Source organism: Agromyces sp. GQ35 (genome assembly GCF_059758475.1).
Genome location: NZ_JCAXEO010000001.1, coordinates 550,268 through 567,408 on the forward strand (window position 1 = coordinate 550,268; position 17,141 = coordinate 567,408).

Below are 17,141 nucleotides of genomic sequence, written 5' to 3' on the forward strand. Positions count from 1 at the left end.
TGCGGGTGGAGCGAGGGCGGGTGGAGCGGGGATGCAGGCCGGGATGCGGGCGGTCGCCCGCACCCCGGCCCGGGACTCACTCGGTGGGTCGGCGACGGCGGCGCGCCGTCACCAGGGCGATGCCGAGCCCGACCACGATGGCGCCGAGCGCGATCCACACCATGGCCCCCGTGATCTCGGGCACCCCGGTCGAGGCGATCGAGCCGCTCGGCCCGGTCGTGCCGGCCCCGGGGCTGCTCGTCCCCGGAGCGACCACCGTGACCGTCGCGGTCAGCTCGCCGTCCGGCACCATGAGCGCCACGGCGTGCAAACCCGGCTCGGCGTTCGCCGGAACGATGAACGTGCCCGACGCAGTGCCGTCGTCGCCCACGACGAGGGTGCCGATGCGCGTCGGCTCCGAGCGGAACTCGACCGCGAACACCGCACCCGGCTGGGCGCCCGTGAGCGAGATCGGCAACGTGCCGCCCGGAGCGACCTGCGTCACGCCGATGCGCATCACCTCGTCGCCGGTCAGCGACCCGCTCGGTTCGGGCTCCTCGCCCGGCCCGGGGCCGGTCGACTTGGCCGGGATCGCGAGTTCCGCGATGTCCGAGACGTTGCCCGCGACATCCGTCACCCGCACTCGCGCCGTGGTGGCCGCATCGCCGACGACGACCGCGGCCGTGTAGGCCGTCCAGGCGCCGTCGCCGAGTCGAAGCTCGACGAGGGCGACCCCGGACGCGGCATCACCGGATCCGACCGTCACCGTGCGGGTGTCGACGTCGAACGCCGGCGATCCCGTCGGCGCCGTCGCGTCGCGTCGCACCTCGACCGCGACCGGCTCCGACACGTTGCCCGCGGCATCCGTCGCACGGAACCGCACCATGTGCACGCCGTCGTCCTCGACCGGCACACCGTCGGCGTAGGCGGCCCATACGCCGTCGCCCAGCTGCACCTCGATCGATGGAGCGTCGTCGCGATCATCGAGCGCGGTCGCCGAGACGGTGACCGTTCCCGTGTGCCAGCCGCTCGCCGGCAGTGCCGGGTCGATCGCCGGAGTGACGACCGGCGCCTGGGTGTCGGGCACCTCGACGGGCGGCGCCTCGAAGACCTGCCATTCCTTGATGCCGAGGCTGCCGGCTCCCGACTCCGTGCCGGACGCCTCCAGCTGCAGCCGCAGTTTCGTCGTGGTCACCGGTGCGAACTCGACGACGTTGTACTCGTCGAGCGCGACTCCGTAGTCGGCGGATGCCTCGATGGGCACCCAGCCGCCGGCGTCACCGGACTCGGGGTCCCAGTACTCGGCGTGCCATGCCTTGGGTGCATCGATGCCGAGGCCCGCCTCGTCGAGGTTCGAGATGAAGTACACGCCGAGCTCGCCGATCGTGACCGGCTCCGTCCAGTCGTACTGCACCCACTGCTCGCCGATCTCGGGCCATGCGCCCCACACGTTGGTGTTGTCGTTCGGCGTGACGTCGCCCGACGAGGTCGGCTGCACGTCGTCGTTGAGCCCGGTCACCCGGTTCCAACCGGCCGTGACCGAGGCAGTCGGCGTCGCCAGCAGTGCCACGTTGCGGCGGTGGTTCCCGTCGCTCGCGGGCACCGTGCGTTCCTCCACGGCGCTCACGTTGCCCGCGACATCCGTGGCCCGCAGCTCGATGCGCACCTCGTCGAGCCCGACGAGGATCGACCCCGTCACCGCTCGCCACTCCTCGTCGGTCTCACCGGCGAAGCGGTACTCGAGCGAGGCGACACCCGAGCCGCCATCGGCCGCCGTCGCCTTGACGGTGCGACCAACCGCGTCGGTCGCGATCGTGAGGGCCGGAGCCGTCACGTCGATGCGGAACTCGGATTCGGGAACGCTCGACACGTTGCCCGCGGCATCCGTCGCCCGCGCCTCGACCACGTGCGAACCCTCGGCCGACACGAGGACCGGTGCGGAGTACGCCGTCCAGGCGCCCCCGTCGACGCGCACCTCGATCGCTGGAGCAGGGTCGCGGTTGTCAGTGGCCGACGCCGACAGCGTGACCTCGCCGCGGTACCAGCCCGATGCCGGCGCCTCGGGCGCCGTCGTGAGCGTGACCGCGGGAGCCTGCGTGTCGGGGCCGGTCGAGCCACCGCCGACGGACACCGTCGCGAGGGCGGTGGTCGCGCCCGGCAGCTCGGTCTGCACCTCGCCATCGACGGTGAACTCGCCGTCGCTCGCGTAGTCGGCCGGGTCGACCGCGTCCCACTCGACGGGCAGGTCCTCGCGGGAGCCGTCGTTGTAGAGCACGCCGAGCAGCGCCGGCAGGTCTGGCGCGACGCCCGCAGAGGTCTGAACGGCGACCGGGTCGACCGCGTTCACCTGGCCGGGCGCGGTCGCCCGCACCCACACGGTCGCCGAGGCGGGCACGGGCGAACCCGCCACGATCCCTGCGACGGTGAAGCTCCCCTCGCCGGCCACCTGATCGGCGGTGACCGGTGCCCACGCGACCTCGAGGTCACCGTGGCTGCCGTCGGTGAACGTGCCGTCGACGGTCGCGGGCAGCTCGGGCAGCTCGCCCACGTTCGTTCGCACGTCGATCGGCTCGATCGACACCGGCGCGTCGGCGAACACCTTCCACTCGCTCACGCCGACCGCCGCGAAGCTCGTGCCCGAGCCCATCGCACTCAGCACGAGGCGGAGGCGCGTCGTGGTCACGGCGCCGAACTCGGTCGAGTTCGGCTCGTCGCGGAGCACGCCGTACTCGCCGGGCGTGGGAACGTCGACCCACGCACCGCCGTCCCAGTACTGCGCCTTCCACGACTTCGGCACGTTGACGCCGGATGCCGAGTTCACGTCGTTCTGGTCGCGCCAGAAGCTCACCTCTGCGCCCGAGACCCGCACGGGCTCGTCCCACTCGTACTGCAGCCAGCGCGTCGCCGGGTGCGAACCCGACCACGTGCCCCAGAGCTCGGTCTGGGCTCCGCCGGTGTGCAGCACCGTGCCGTTGTTGACGGCGTTCACGTTGTTCCAGCCGGCCGTGAACTCGGCCGTCGGCGTGGCGTCGGGCGCGACGTTCATGCCGCGTGCGGCGACCTCGCCCTGCACGGTGACGTCGACCGAACTCGCGGCCTCGCCGTCATCGGCGGTGAGCCGCAACACGTACGTGCCGTCTGCCGAGAACCGAGCGGTCGTCGATGCGGCGGCCGGGTCGTCGAACAGCACCGTCGCGCCATCGGGTGCGGAGACGATCGACCAGTCCACGGCGAGATCGCCGCCCGGCAGTCCGTCGTCCTTGGCCGTGCCGACGAGCGCCGCCTCACCGGCGGTCGACGCCTGCACGTCCTGCCAGGCGGTGACGAGCGGTGCCTGGTTCGTCGACGCCGGCGCCTCGACGCCCGTGCTGAAGAGCTGCACCTCCTTGATGCCGGTCTTCGCGCCGCCGGCGTGGGTGACCGTCACCCGCACGGCATCGCCCGTGACCTCGGGGAACTGCGCCTGGTTGAGGTTCGCCCGTGGGTAGACGGGGGTGCGCGCCTGTTGCGGGATCGGCGACCACTCGCCGCCCTGGCGCACCTCGAGGGTGTAGACGGCCGGCTCGCGGTAGCCCGCGACGGTCGCACTCGACGAGGAATCATAGAAGTACACGCGTGCATCGTCGAACGTCTGCTCGCCGCCGAGCTCGACCGTGATCGAGTCCTTCGCGTTCGGCGAGCCGGCGGTGCCCCAGAAGGGCTCGTTCACGGTCGTGCCGTTGACGGCGGCTTCCGCAGCCCGTCCGCTCGCCGAGAAGGTCGCCGAGACGGGCGCGCCGGCAGCGAGGTTCGCCGAGCCGGTGCTCGCGGTCGCGACATCCGCCCCGGCCTTGGCGAAGAGGTCGATCACGCGAGCGCCCTCTGCGAAGCGCACCTCTTCCGGTGCCTGCACCGGCGAGGTGTTCGCCGTGACCTGCTGGGCGTCGCCCTCGATCTCCAGCTCGCCCGTCGCCGGGTCGTAGATCACGTGTGCGAGGTCGTCGACGGTGAACGCGAGCTCGCCGTCGAGGAAGACGGAGTACCCGTCGGGCACCGCTGGCCCGTAGTGGTCGGTGCCGCCGGGCTCGTCCCACGTGACGGTGAGGTCGCGATCGCGGTATCGGATGTTGTTCGCCGAGAAGTGATCCCAGCCGATGCCGATCGGGTCGAGCTCGATCTTCGCGTCGCTGCGCGGACGCAGGCCCATCGCGTCCTCGATCATCGTGAAGTTCGTGGCGCCGAGGATCGTGTGGTGGATCCACGACCGGTAGCCGATCGACTGCGGGTCGGCCGAGCCGTCGGACCAGAATTCGTTCTGGTCGGGAAGACGGTTGTCGCCGCCGTTCTGGTAGTGCGCCCAGGCGTTCCAGTAGAGGAGCTTCTTGTACCAGTCGGCGTCGATCGCGTCGGTCGGGTAGTCGCGCAGGACGCGCGAGACCATGCGGAAGGTGACCGTCGAGTTGATGACCGAGAAGTTGTTCGAGCCCGGTCCGCCGTAGTCGGCCTGGTCGGCCTGGTTCGCCGTGTAGAACGGGAAGATCGGGTACTCCGAGTCATCCGCGAAGAGCCGCAGCGCATCGACGTAGTCGTCGTCGTAGTCGGCGTCTCCGGGCTTCGGCATCAGTCCGACGCTGAAGGGGTAGTAGTTGTTGATCTCCTTCCACTTCGCGTGGGCGCCATCACTCGTCCACCGGTGCTTCAGCAGGTTCTCGTCCGCGTCCCAGAGCAGGTCGAGCACCTTCGTCTTGATGTTCTGCGCGAAAGCGTCCATCTCGTCGGCCTTGGCGGTGTCGCCCGCGAGGCGGTACGCCTCGGCGGCGGCCGTCGCGTTCGAGTAGAGGTAGGCGTTCTCGGCACGATCCATGTACGCGTTCGGCCGCTCGTGGAACGACACGGCATCGGCGTCGTTGCCGGTCATCGCGCCCCAGTTGTAGTCGATGAGTCCGCTGTCGTCGCTGTCGTAGGCGTCGATCAGTCCCTCGACGTCGTTCTCGGCGTAGGTCGCGAGGTTCTCGGCGATGGCGGTCGGGCCGCCGTGCAGCTGATACGAACGCCAGGCCGCCTCGGAGATGTACTGGGTGTAGCTGTTCGACCAGTTGGCGGGGTCGCCGGGGTTGTCGACGAACTTCGCGCTCTTCGAGGTCTCGCCGGCGGCGACCCACGGCCCGTACGAGTAGATCGGGTCGCGGAAGTACTTCAGGTCGTCGATGAACATGCCCGTCGTGAGCACGATCGAGTTGTTGTAGCCGAGCACGCCCTCCATCGAGGTCGGGAACTGGTACGTGTTTCCGGGAATGTCGGCGTCGAGGAAGTTGAACCGCATGAGCCACCAGCGGTAGAACAGCGTCTTGTCGATGTTGTCTTCAGGCGTGTCGAGGTAGGGCACGTTCTCGGCCCACCACCGGTTGTAGGCGGTGACGTGCGAGGTGTACGCGGCGCCGGGCGCTGTCGCGCGCACGGCGTCGTATTCGGTGCGGGAGGCCGCGATCTCATCGGTCACGAGGCCGAGTTGCACCTTCGTCGTCGCGCTGCCTCCGGCGGGCACGGCGACGGATGCCTCGAGCGCGCCGTCGGCCGGAGTGAAGCCGTCGCCCGAGAACCTCGGGTGCAGCACCGTGAGGTCGTTGAGCGCGTCGACCGTGCCGGTGAGTTCGCCGCCCTCGACGATGGAGACGTACGGCGACACCGCGCGCACGGTGACGTCGAGCGCCGGGCCGGTCGAGCGCAGCTCGAGATTCGTGACGAGCACGTTGGCGTCGGTGATGAACTTCGTCTGGACGACCTCGAGCCCGGCACCGGCGTTGCGGTGCACGCTGCGCCAGTAGCTCGGCGTCTGCTTGCGCTGGGCCGTGTCTTCGGTGAGGGTCACGTTCGAGCCGCCGACGAGCGCCGTGATCGTGTAGCCGCCGCGCCCGTCGATCGACTCCCAGTAGGCGAGCTGCCCGGCGAACCCGAGGGCTCCCGGCGTGTGCTCCTTCATGAACGCAGCGCGGCCGCGAGTGAAGATCCACTGGTTGTTGTCGCCGTGGCTGCCGGCCGTGCCGGTGCGCGCGAGCATCTCATCGATCCAGAAATCGTTTTCGGTGGTGGCACCCGCTCCGGCAGCGAGGTCAGCGTCGAAGATCGCCTGCAGTTGACCGGCCGGCGTGTACTCGACCCCGGTGTCGGGGATCGGCTGCTCGCTTCCGGTGAATGTCGGATACCCGATATCGCTATTCGCCGCAAATGCCGGCGTGGCCAGCAATGTGCTGCCTACGACTGCCGCAATGGCGGCGGTCGCGAGCGCACCCCGCGCGCCCCGCCCTCGTCTTCTCGATGCCCAGACCACGTCGTCCATTCCCTCTCCCGTCGTTGCTCACCGGTGAGCACAACGCACGTGAAGGCAACGTATCGGCGCGGGCAGCGCCACCGCAATCCTTTTCGGAATGTTTCGGCGAACCCGAAAAGCCGCGGGTCGAAACCTCGTACTCAGCCGATCGCGTCGAGCGCTGCGAGCACACGCGGCACCGAGCCGCCGAGGTTCCAATCGGCTCCGAGCGCTTCGAGGGCATCGCGTCGTGCACCCGCTACCGGGCGAAGCCGGGCGTCGAACTCTCCCAGTTCGAGGTCGCGCACGACGCCGACGACCGTGGGGGCGACGTCGAGATAGTCGGACGCGGCGGCGAACTTCGCTCGCATGGTCGCCGACATCGGCGCCGAGGCATCCGCTGCCGCCGCCCGGATGCCCTCGAGGTCGACGAACTCGCGCAGCAGAGACGCCGCGGTCTTCTCGCCGACGCCCGCGACGCCCGGCAGGCCGTCGGAGGTGTCACCGCGCATCACCGAGAAGTCCACGTACTGCTGCGGCAGCACCGAGTACTTCGCCACGACCGATGCATCGGTCAGCACCTCGAGCTTGCTCATGCCGCGTGCAGTGTAGATGACCCGCACGGATGCCTCGTCGTCGATGAGCTGGAACAGGTCGCGATCGCCCGTGACGACGTCGACGGGCATCGACGCGCCCGTGGCGAGGGTGCCGATGACATCGTCGGCCTCGTGCTCGGCCGCCCCCACGATCGGGATGCCGAGGAGGCCGAGCACCTCGCGAATGCGCGGGATCTGCGCGATGAGGCCGCCCGGTGTCTCCTCGACGTCGGTGCTGCCCGGCACGACCTGCTCGACCCGGTGGGCCTTGTAGCTCGGGATGAGCTCGACCCGCCATGCCGGCCGCCAGTCGTCGTCCCAGCAGGCGACGAGGTGCGTCGCCTCGAAGTCGGCGGTGAGCCGGGCGATCATGTCGAGCAGCCCGCGCACCGCGTTGACGGGGGTGCCGTCGGGCGCGGTGATCGAGTCGGGCACGCCGTAGAACGCGCGGAAGTAGAGAGAGGCGGTGTCGAGGAGCATCAGTCGGTCGGCCACAGGCCGATCATGGCACGGCGCCGCCCGCGCTCCTACCCCGGGAAGGTCTCGACCCACTCTCCGGCCGCATCGAGCACGTCGACGTCACCCCGGTCGCCGAGCAGTTCCCAGCGCTGCAGCGAGACCGGCACGTTGCCGTTCAGCCAGAGCGAGTCATGGAACTCGCGCAGCGAGAAGCCCTCGCCGCGGGCGACCGCAGCGTCGGCGAACAGCCGCTTCACCTCGTGCTTGCCCACGTGGTACGACATGGCGAGACCGGGCGTTGCGACGTAGACCGAGGTCTCTTCGGTCGCCGTCTCGACATCCATCGGCACGAGGCGCACGAAGAAGTCGACCGCCTCGTCGAGGCTGAACACCCCGGTCGCGAGGTTCACGTCGACGACCACTCGCAGTGCCCGCAGCCGCATGAAGTTGTGCACCGTCGTCTGCGAGTGCGGCGCGTCGTCGAAGAGCCCGGCATCGAGCATGAGCTCTTCGTTGTAGTGGGCGATGCCCTCGTTGACGACCGAATCGACGTAGTGCCGGCGCATCACGCGCGGGTGACCCCACGACAGCGCGAGCTGCTGGCTGTGCGCCCCCTCGTGGATGATGCCGAGGCGCGGGTCGCGCGCGTTGGCTGCGTCGAAGTACGGCAACTCGACCGCCGGCGCCGGCACGTACGACACGGCGTCGTGCTCGCGCCGCCCTTCACTCGTGAGGTCGTCGGTGACACCGAGGAACGCGAGGGGTTCGAGGTACGCCGGGTAGGCCGAGAAAAGGTAGTGCCGAAGCGACTCGGGCTGGCTCAGCAGACCCGCGTGGTCGGAGAACGCCCGCACCTCGCGCTCCCGCTCGGCCTGGTCGGCGACCTCGGCGGCGACGTCGCGCGCGAGTGGCGCCGGCGCCACGTCACGGTGCCGGTTGCGACTGAGCGTCTCGGCGACGATCGCGCCCCGGTAGTCGTGCAGGGCCGCGCGCACGAGCTCTTCGGGTTCAGCGGCGACGAGCGCCACGTGACGCAGGTACCAGACGAAGGCGTCACGGCCCACGATGACGTCGGCGCCGAAGCTGCCGGCGGATGCTTCGAGCCACTGCGCATACCGGGTGAGCGCCGTGCTCGCGGCGGGCTGCGCCTCGGCGAGCGCGGTCGCCGTCTCAGCGTCGACGTGCTCGGTGAGCGCTGCGACGGAATCGGCGAGCCGCGGCCCGATGCCGGCGAGCTCGGCGGCCGCCACCCGTGCAAGGGTGGCGACGCCGGCACGTTCGAGGTTGGCGATCGCGTGCTCGACCGCACGGGGCATGGCGGTGAGCACCGTCACCAGATCAGCCTGCCGCCCAGTGTCGAACGGCGGCGGGGCGAGCAGCAGGTCGAACCACGGGCCGAGGACCTGACTCGTGAGGAACACGGCGTCGCGCTCCCAGTTGCGCAGCACGTCGAGTTCCCAGCGCACGCGCGCGAGCGCCGACCCCAACAGCCGGTGGTCGATCTGATCGGGAATCGGCAACGCGGCGACATCCCTCGCCCGCCAGCGCTCGACGAAGGGTTCGAGCCCGCGCCGCTGCGCCTCGATGCCCTCGGGGTCGAATCGCGGCAGCCAGCCCGCCGGCCGCTCGATGCGCGGGATGTCGTCGGAGGTGCGGAACGAGTTCACGGCACGCCACTGCCAGAATTCGGAGCCGAGGCGGGCGAGGTCGTCGTCGATCTGGGCCATGCCGGCCACGATAGCCGCGACCGCAGACACGTGCAGGTGCGGCGCGGGCCGGTGCGCCGGGCGACCGGCCTCGCTAGCGTTGAGCGCATGAGCGGTACGCCGAACGAGCCGACCGAGCACGCCCGCCACGCCGCGCACGCCGCGGACGACCCAGTGCCACCGGCCCCGGGGGTGGGCGTTCCGGGCGAAACACTGCCGCGCAGGTCCCTGCCGCCCGTGCAGCGCTGGGTGTTCTGGCCGGCCGCCGCGGTCGTCGCGCTGTTCGTGGCATTCGCACTGATCGCCCCCGATGCGGCGGAGGCGATGTTCGGCGCGATCCAGACGAGCATCGTCAACACCTTCAACTGGTACTACGTGCTCATCGCCGCGTTCTTCGTGGCCTTCAGCCTCTTCGTCGGGTTCAGCCGCTTCGGTGACATCAAGCTCGGACGTGACGACGACGAGCCCGAGTTCTCGCTGCTCTCCTGGTTCTCGCTGCTCTTCGCCGCGGGCATGGGCATCGGGCTCGTGTTCTACGGCGTCAGCGAACCGCTCAGCCACTTCGTCTCGCCCCGCCCCGGCGTCACGGGCACGCCAGAGGCGCTCGCGCAACAGGCGCTCAGCCAGACCTACCTGCACTGGGGCGTGCATGCGTGGTCGATCTACGTCGTGGTCGGGCTGGGGCTCGCCTACGCCATTCACCGCCGACGCCGGCCGATCTCGATTCGCTGGACCCTCGAGCCGCTGCTCGGCAAGCGCGTCGAGGGCGGCTGGGGTCACGCGATCGACGTCGTGGCCCTCGTCGGCACCCTGTTCGGCGTCGCGACCTCGCTCGGCCTCGGCGTGCTGCAGATCAGCGCCGGGCTCGACTCCGTCGGCATCCTCGAGCCGAGCGCCCTGTCGCAGGTCGTCATCATCCTGGTCATCTCGGTATTCGTGCTCGGCTCGGTGCTCTCGGGGCTCACGAAGGGCATGAAGTGGCTCTCGACCACGAACCTCGTGCTCGCCGGCATGCTCGTGCTGTACCTGCTCAGCTTCGGCCCGAGCGAGTTCCTGTTGCGCGAGTTCGTGCAGTCCATCGGCAACTACATCCAGAACTTCGTCGGCCTCTCGTTCAACGTGAGCGCCTTCCAGGGCACGGCCGGTGAGGAATGGCAGGCCTCGTGGACCTCGTTCTACTGGGGTTGGTGGATCTCCTGGGCGCCGTTCGTCGGCATCTTCATCGCGCGGGTCTCGAAAGGCCGCACCGTGCGCCAGTTCGTCGCCGGCGTCATCCTCGTGCCGACGCTCATCGGAATCCTCTGGTTCGCGGTCCTCGGCGGCTCCGCCCTCGCGATCGAGCTCGCCGACCCCGGGGCACTCACCCAGCCCGACGGCACCGTCAACGTCGAGAGCGCGCTGTTCCAGTTGCTCGCGTACGTTCCCGGGACCCCGGTGCTCACGGTCGGCGTCATCGTGCTCATCACGATCTTCTTCATCACCTCGGCCGATTCCGGCGCTCTCGTGATGGGCATGATCGCCACCGGCGGGCAGTTGAATCCCAAGCGCTGGGTGCGCACCTTCTTCACCGTGATCACCGCGCTGCTCGCGATCGCGCTGCTGCTCACCGGCGGGCTCACCGCGCTGCAGACCGCGGCGATCATCATCGCGCTGCCGTTCAGCATCGTCATGCTGCTCATCTGCTGGTCGACGATCATCGCCTTCACCCGGGAACGTCGCGCGTACGCGAAGGCCGAACGCGCCCAGTTCATCGACCACATCGGCGAGCACTACGGACTCGAAGTCGAGGTGCCGCTCGAGCGCGGACTCGTCGCGAGCACGCCGCGCTGGGTTCACGGGCTCCGGCGACGCCTGCGACTGGGCACGGATGCCTCGGTGACGCCCAGACGGGTCTCACCCGCGCTGCTCGCGGAGGAGAACGCACTCCCCGACGCCGTGCCGCTCGCCGACGTCGACGAGGTGGTCGACCACGATCCGCTCGCCGATCACGACGACCCCGACGTGCCCGAGCACGGTGAGGACGATCCGCGGTCGCTTCCGCGGTGACCCACCCGCCGGTCGACGGGCGAGCCCACCGCCGGTCGAAGCGAGCCCACCGCCGGTCGACGGGCGAGCCCACCGCCGGTCGAGTAGCGAGCGCCAGCGAGCGTATCGAGACCACCCCGTGGGTCTCGACACGCTCCTTCGTCGCTCCTCGACCGACGAGCGCGGAGAATGAGTGACATGGGCATCACCGACACGTTCCGCGCGTCCCGGCGCGTGCCGATCCTGCAGGTCGCCAAGGCGTCGGTGGCGACGATCGCGGCGTGGCTCCTCGCGGGCTGGCTGATCCCGGGCCAGCTCCCCGTGTTCGCGGCGATCGCGGCGTTGCTCGTCGTGCAGCCGAGCGTGAACCAGTCGCTCGGCAAGGCGATCGAGCGCTCGATCGGCGTGATCCTCGGCGTGCTCGTCGCCACAGGCCTCTCGCTGGTGTTCGGGCAGTACAGCTGGGTCGTGCTCGTCGCCATCGTGATCGCGATGCTCGTGGCGTGGTCGCTGAAGATGACGCCGGGCACGTCGAACCAGGTCGCGATCAGCGCGATGCTCGTGCTGGCGCTCGGCTCCTCCTCACCGCAGTACTCGGTCGACCGCATCATCGAGACGTTGATCGGAGCGGCGATCGGCATCGTCGTCAACGCGCTCATCGTGCCACCGGTCGCACTCGCCCCGGCCCGACGCGACATCTCCCTGCTCGCCGGCGAGCTCGCGGCATCCCTCGACCGCCTCGCGAGCGCCCTCGAGAGCCCGCAATCGGCGGGCGACCTGCAGCGCCTCATGGTCGAGGCCCGCCTCATGCGACCGATGCGCGATGCAGCGGATGCCTCGATCTCGACGGGCGAGGAATCGCTCACGTTGAACCCCCGCCGCTCAGCGCATCGCACGGAGCTCACCGAGCTGCGCACGCTCCTCGACCGGCTCGGCCCGATCGTCACGCAGGTGATCGGCATGACCCGCGCCTTCTTCGACCACTACGACGCGGCGCTGGCCGACGAGCCGACCGTGCAGGCGATCGCCGAACAGCTGCGCCGGGCAGCGCACGACGTGCGCCTCGCGGTGCATCTCGCCGACGTCGACCCCGAGCCGATGACGTCGGCGATCCCGGCGCTCACCTCGCCGCTCGTCGTGACTCCGCCGAGGTCCGGCCACTGGATCCTGATCGGCTCGCTCATGGAAGACCTGCGGCGCATCCGCGCCGAGCTCGTCGACGAGTAGCGCAGCAGGAGATGTTCGCCCTCCAGATCGGCGGTACTTCGGTACTTCGGTACTTCGGTACTTCGGTACTTCGGTACTTCGCCTGCGGTGACGCAACGACCTGCACGGCAATCGCGCTGAAGCTCGAATCAATCGGAAGTTCGAGGCGCCGGCCGCTCCGTCGCGGATACGTTGGAAGCAGCTCGACCGAGATCCGACGACGACGGCAGGAGCAGACATGAACTCGACCTCCGATGCGCCCTCGAACGGCCGCGACCTGACGAGGCAGCTGACGGTGGCGGTCAGCGCCGTGCTGGCGGTGATCGGCTCGTTCATCGGGTCGGGCGCTGCCGGCGGCACGCCGATCCAGGATGCCGCGGGCGGTGCGCTCGCCGCAGATGCGACCCTCATCGCGCCCGGCGGCGGGGCGTTCTCCATCTGGAGCCTCATCTACCTCGGACTCGTGGCCTACGCGATCTGGCAGTTCCTGCCCTCGCAGCGCGCGGCGACCCGGCATCGCCGGCTCGGTTACCTCATCGCGGCATCGTTGCTGCTGAATGCGGCGTGGATCCTCAGCATCCAGTTCGACCAGCTCTGGCTCAGCGTGCCCGTCATCGCCGTGCTGCTCGTGGTGCTCATCGCCGCCTTCCGCGTCTGCCGGGCGACGCCCCCGACGTCGAAGGTCGACGCGGTCATCACCGACGGCACAGTGGGCCTCTACCTCGGCTGGGTCTGCGTCGCCACGGCGGCGAACGTGACCGCCGCCCTCGTCGCTGCCGGCTTCGACGGCTGGGGCATCGCGCCCGAGGTGTGGGCGGTGTCGGTGATCACGGTCGCCGGCATCGTCGGCGTGGCGATCGCGGCGTGGGGCCGCGGGCGCATCGCACCGACGCTCGCGCTCGGCTGGGGTCTCGCCTGGGTGGCGATCGCCCGATTGACGGATGCCCCGGCGTCGACCGCGACCGGCATCGCCGCCCTCGTCGCGGTGCTCGCCGTCGTCGTCGCGACCGTCTGGGCCAGGCTGTCGCCCCGAGACGCTCCGGCGGCACTGCTCACCGCGTAGGGAGGCTCACCTCAGGCCCTAGCCGAGCAGGTCGCGAACGGCAGCGCCCCACTCGAAGCCGCACTCGCGGCAATCGAAGATCGGCGCATCGTCGAGGGCGAGCGCGCCGGAGATGTCGGATGCCTCGACCGCGAAGTCGAGCGGGCCGTAGACGATCGCGCGCACCGCGAGCGAATCGCAGCGCGGACACGGCTCGTCGACCACCAGGTTCGGTGCGTTGTGCTGCATCTGCTTCGTCATGACCGTCACGGTACGCCGGGCCTCCGACATCGGCGGCAGCGCGCACGCGCGTCGCGCAACCGTCGTGCGCAACGCGCACGGAAGACGTGCAAACGAGCGACCCCCGCGGATCCCTAGACTGGGCGCGTGCTGACCGCCGCCATCGTGTTCGCGATCGTTCCCGCCTTCCTCATTCTCGGGCTCGGGCTCGTCGCGCGCGCCGTCGCCGCCCAGCGGGTGACGCCCCGCGTGGTGCAGTACACCCCCGAACCCGGTACGACGGTGCTTCGCGATGCACTGCTCGTCGACGCCGATCGCCGCGCGACATCCGCGGCGCTCATCGACCTCGCCGTCAAACGCAAGGTGCGCCTGCTCGCCGGCGAGGGCAAGCGCGAACCGATCGGCGTCGAGCTGGTTCCCGGTGCCGTGCTCGCGGCCGAGGAAGGCGCACTGCTCGAGGTGCTCTTCGGCCCCGAGCACACCGGCACACGCGTGCGCCGCTTCTCCTCCGACCGGCGTGCGCTGGCCGGCCGCCTGAAGAGCCTGCTGCTGAACACCGAGCACGCCCTCGCGCGCGACGGGCTCGTGGCCGAACGCCGAGTGACGTGGCCGGGCGTCACGCTCACGGTGCTCGCTTACCTCGGCATGCTCGTCGAGGCACTGTTCCTCGTCATCACGATCATCGGCGGCGAGTGGCCGGCGCTCATCGCGACACTCGTCGCCCTCGGCGCGACGATCGCGACGATCTTCGTGACCCCGGCGTCGTGGCGCAAGTTCCTCCCCGCCGCAGACGCGCGGCGCGAGCACCTCGCGGGCCTCCGGCAGTACATCACGCTCGCCGAAGCCGAGCGGCTGCGCGTGCTCCAGTCGCCGAGCGGTGCAGAGCTGCGAGCGACGGATGCCTCGGCGCCGATCACGCCGCCGGCGGCCACCCCGACGACGCTCGCCGCGCCCGTCGCTGCCGCGGTCACCCGGTTCCACCTGCACGAGCGGCTGCTGCCCTACGCCGTGCTCTTCGGCCTCGAGCGCGAGTGGATCGCGAAGCTCAAGCTCGAGGCCACCGAACTCGGCAACCTCGAGACCCTCGGTGGTCTCGTCGAGGTCACCGCCGACATCGCGCTCGCGATCGACGCCGCCGGAAACGTCATCGAGCTGACCGCAGCGGTCGGCGACCTCGCCGACGGAGCCGGCAACGTGATCGAGGGCATCGGCGGCATCTTCGAGCTCTTCGACTCGTAGCGAACTTCGCGAGTCGTCCTGCCCCATACACGTCGCAACGCTTGCGAGACCGACTGGTGGAGCTTCCCGGAAGCCGTCAGCCACCTCGAAAGGCCGGCGAACGGCTGCCGTGCGACCCGGCACCAGAAGGCTGGTTCCCCGACCTTCGCGAAGCGAACGAAGGCGGTTGAGATCCGGTGGACGTTCCGAAGCTGACGGGCGAGCTCATCGCAGCCGGCCGTCGTGCCGTCCACGAGCTCGCGGCCGCGTCCACCCGCGATGGAGGCACCGCCGCGTGGCTCAATGAATGGCTCGCCCGGAAGGCCCAACTGCCACCGGCCCGATCGCCGACTAGCCTCGGCGCATGACTAACCAGGCGCGAGGCTCGTTCGACAAGCACGTGTTCGAGGAGCGCGTTCGCCGCTTCGACGGCCTCGACGTCACGAGCCTGCCGGCAGACGAGCTCTACGACGAGCTCATGTGGGTCGTCTCGACATCGGCAGCCAAACCGGGCGAGCCCTACTCAGCCGTACTGCCCATGTCCACCCACTGCTATCCATCCGGGACCGTGTTCTGGAGGGCGCGCTCGCTCGCACCGGACGACCACACGATCCCGCTCAGAGACATGCGCTCCGCGGCTGACGCATGGGAGCCGCCTGGTCGATATGTGAAAGACGCCGGACGGCTCAACAAACCGAACGAGTCGCTGTTGTACACCTGCCTCACGATTCCCCGCGCCGCACCCCTGGAGATCCGGGTTGGTGACGGAGAGCGATTCAGTCTCGTGAAATTCCAGGCGACACAGGGCGTGTCGCTGACCGGCATCGGCCTCCCGGTCGACTCGTCCGGCCCCCTCCTGTTCTCGGACGAAAGCGATCGCCTGATCGCTGAGTTCTTCGCCCGTCAGTTCGTGCGCCCGATGAGCGACCCCAACGGCGGCGAGTACTACCTGTCAGAACTCCTCGCGAAGTACAACTACGACCTCCCGCCAGAGATGCACGACGGCTGGCTCTACCCATCAATACAAGTGGAAGGGCAGCTGAATGCGACGTTCCGCCCGGAGCCTGCGCACGCAAAGCTCGAGCTTGTCGGCGTAGCCATATGCATGTTCGACTCCCGAAGGGTGGCGCTTCATGCTCAGTGCTACTCGGATGCGATGGACAGTCCAGACGGACTGCGCTGGTACACCCATGGCAGCGACGTCCAGAAAGAGTGCTTTCCCGAGTTCTCTCAGGCATAGTCGCGTCGCACGCATAAAAGCGCCCGTAACCGCCTTCAATATCTCATTCGCTTCACGCAGGTCCCGGTTCACTCGCTCGAGTTCCTTGATCCGCGCGGACTCCGCCCACGTCACATCGGGCGATCCCCTCCGGTCGATCTGGGCCTGACGCACCCACTGCCGCAGCGACTCCTTACTGATATCGAGCTTCGCGCCGACCTTCTCGCACGCGAGCGTCAACGACGCGTATTCATCGAGATAATCGAGAACCCCGCGTCGCCCGGTCGCGCTGCTCCTGAGGATACTTCTTGGGCATGACTGCCATCCTTCACACAAGAGGAAACGGCATCAAACCCGGCCCGGTTCAGTGTGCCGAGCAGCGCGCGCCGACCCGCGCATGCGGCAGCATTGAGGCATGACGACCGGCGAGCAGTCCATCACGATCGACGTCGACGGCGTGGCCGTCTCGGCCGTCTACGCGCGGCCCCCGGCGCCGGCGGCCACGATCATCGTCGCGCACGGTGCCGGCGCGGGCATGGAGCATCCGTTCATGAGCGGGTTCACCCGGGCGCTCAACGACAACGGATTCGCGACGCTCCGCTTCAACTTCCCGTACCGCGAAGCGGGGCGGCGATTCCCCGACCGGCCGCCGGTCGCGATCGCCACGTGGCGCGCGGTGACGGACGCCGCCGCCGCACGCGCGGCCGATGACGGGCGCCCCGACGAACCGATCTGGGCGGCGGGCAAGTCATTCGGCGGGCGCATGGCGTCGATGGCCGTCGCCGAGGGCATGGCCGTGGCGGGGCTCGTCTTCTTGGGCTACCCGTTGCACGCGCCGGGCAAGCCCGAGAAGCCGCGCGATGAGCACTTGCCGGGCATCGCCGTGCCGATGCTCTTCCTGCAGGGACGCAACGACCCGTTCGCGGCGCCCAACGATCAGCTCGACGACGTCGTGCGGCGCATCGGCCCGAACGCCACGATCGACTGGATCACCGACGCGAACCACTCGTTCGAGATCAAGGGCGCCAAGCGCCCCGCCGCCGAGATCGGCGCCGCGCTCGCGCCGCCGGTCGCGGCATTCGTGCGAGCGAACCACCCGCCGGTCGAGTAGGCCCGCCAGGGCCGTATCGAGACCCTGTCGCGTGGTCTCGATACGCTCCTTCGT

Annotated in this window: 10 protein-coding genes and 1 pseudogene; 6 read left to right on the top strand and 5 right to left on the bottom strand. The window is 69.6% G+C overall.

Annotated elements, in window-relative coordinates:
- Window positions 1-76 precede the first annotated feature (76 nt).
- From AC6CH0_RS02585 to AC6CH0_RS02595, 3 genes are all read right to left on the bottom strand, one after another.
- Window positions 77-6,202, bottom strand: a complete 6,126-nt coding sequence (locus AC6CH0_RS02585; RefSeq protein WP_498098123.1) for an OmpL47-type beta-barrel domain-containing protein — start codon at window positions 6,200-6,202, stop codon at window positions 77-79.
- A gap of 224 nt (window positions 6,203-6,426) precedes the next feature.
- The gene (locus AC6CH0_RS02590) at window positions 6,427-7,356 is read right to left on the bottom strand and encodes a 5'-3' exonuclease (protein ID WP_498098125.1); all 930 of its coding nucleotides are present in this window, start codon (window positions 7,354-7,356) and stop codon (window positions 6,427-6,429) included.
- 32 nt (window positions 7,357-7,388) lie between these two features.
- A complete protein-coding gene (locus tag AC6CH0_RS02595; RefSeq protein WP_498098127.1) occupies window positions 7,389-9,047 on the bottom strand; it encodes a DUF885 family protein in 1,659 nt (552 codons plus the stop codon).
- Window positions 9,048-9,134: 87 nt separating this feature from the next.
- On the opposite strand from AC6CH0_RS02595, the gene AC6CH0_RS02600 reads away from it, so the two are divergent.
- The 3 genes from AC6CH0_RS02600 (at window position 9,135) to AC6CH0_RS02610 (ending at window position 13,320) form a co-directional block, all read left to right on the top strand.
- Window positions 9,135-11,072, top strand: coding sequence for a BCCT family transporter (locus tag AC6CH0_RS02600; protein ID WP_498098128.1), 1,938 nt, complete (start codon window positions 9,135-9,137; stop codon window positions 11,070-11,072).
- 177 nt (window positions 11,073-11,249) lie between these two features.
- Complete coding sequence (locus AC6CH0_RS02605) at window positions 11,250-12,278, top strand: FUSC family protein (RefSeq protein WP_498098130.1); 1,029 nt, start codon at window positions 11,250-11,252, stop codon at window positions 12,276-12,278.
- Between the two features lie 217 nt (window positions 12,279-12,495).
- Window positions 12,496-13,320: a TspO-related membrane protein gene (locus tag AC6CH0_RS02610; protein ID WP_498098131.1), complete on the top strand. Its 825-nt coding sequence runs from the start codon at window positions 12,496-12,498 to the stop codon at window positions 13,318-13,320.
- An 18-nt stretch (window positions 13,321-13,338) separates the two neighbouring features.
- Here the strand turns inward: AC6CH0_RS02610 and AC6CH0_RS02615 are convergent, their stop codons facing one another.
- Window positions 13,339-13,560 (bottom strand): hypothetical protein, encoded by a 222-nt coding sequence (locus tag AC6CH0_RS02615; protein ID WP_498098132.1) that lies wholly within the window; start codon window positions 13,558-13,560, stop codon window positions 13,339-13,341.
- A gap of 126 nt (window positions 13,561-13,686) precedes the next feature.
- On the opposite strand from AC6CH0_RS02615, the gene AC6CH0_RS02620 reads away from it, so the two are divergent.
- Both AC6CH0_RS02620 and AC6CH0_RS02625 read left to right on the top strand, forming a co-directional pair.
- Window positions 13,687-14,778, top strand: coding sequence for a DUF2207 domain-containing protein (locus AC6CH0_RS02620; RefSeq protein WP_498098133.1), 1,092 nt, complete (start codon window positions 13,687-13,689; stop codon window positions 14,776-14,778).
- A 343-nt stretch (window positions 14,779-15,121) separates the two neighbouring features.
- The gene (locus AC6CH0_RS02625) at window positions 15,122-15,997 is read left to right on the top strand and encodes a hypothetical protein (RefSeq protein WP_498101122.1); all 876 of its coding nucleotides are present in this window, start codon (window positions 15,122-15,124) and stop codon (window positions 15,995-15,997) included.
- Between the two features lie 60 nt (window positions 15,998-16,057).
- Here AC6CH0_RS02625 and AC6CH0_RS02630 read toward each other — a convergent pair.
- Window positions 16,058-16,312, bottom strand: a pseudogene (locus AC6CH0_RS02630) (transposase); the annotation flags it as partial.
- Between the two features lie 79 nt (window positions 16,313-16,391).
- Between AC6CH0_RS02630 and AC6CH0_RS02635 the strand changes: the two are divergent.
- Window positions 16,392-17,087: an alpha/beta hydrolase family protein gene (locus AC6CH0_RS02635; RefSeq protein WP_498098134.1), complete on the top strand. Its 696-nt coding sequence runs from the start codon at window positions 16,392-16,394 to the stop codon at window positions 17,085-17,087.
- The last annotated feature ends 54 nt before the right edge of the window (window positions 17,088-17,141 follow it).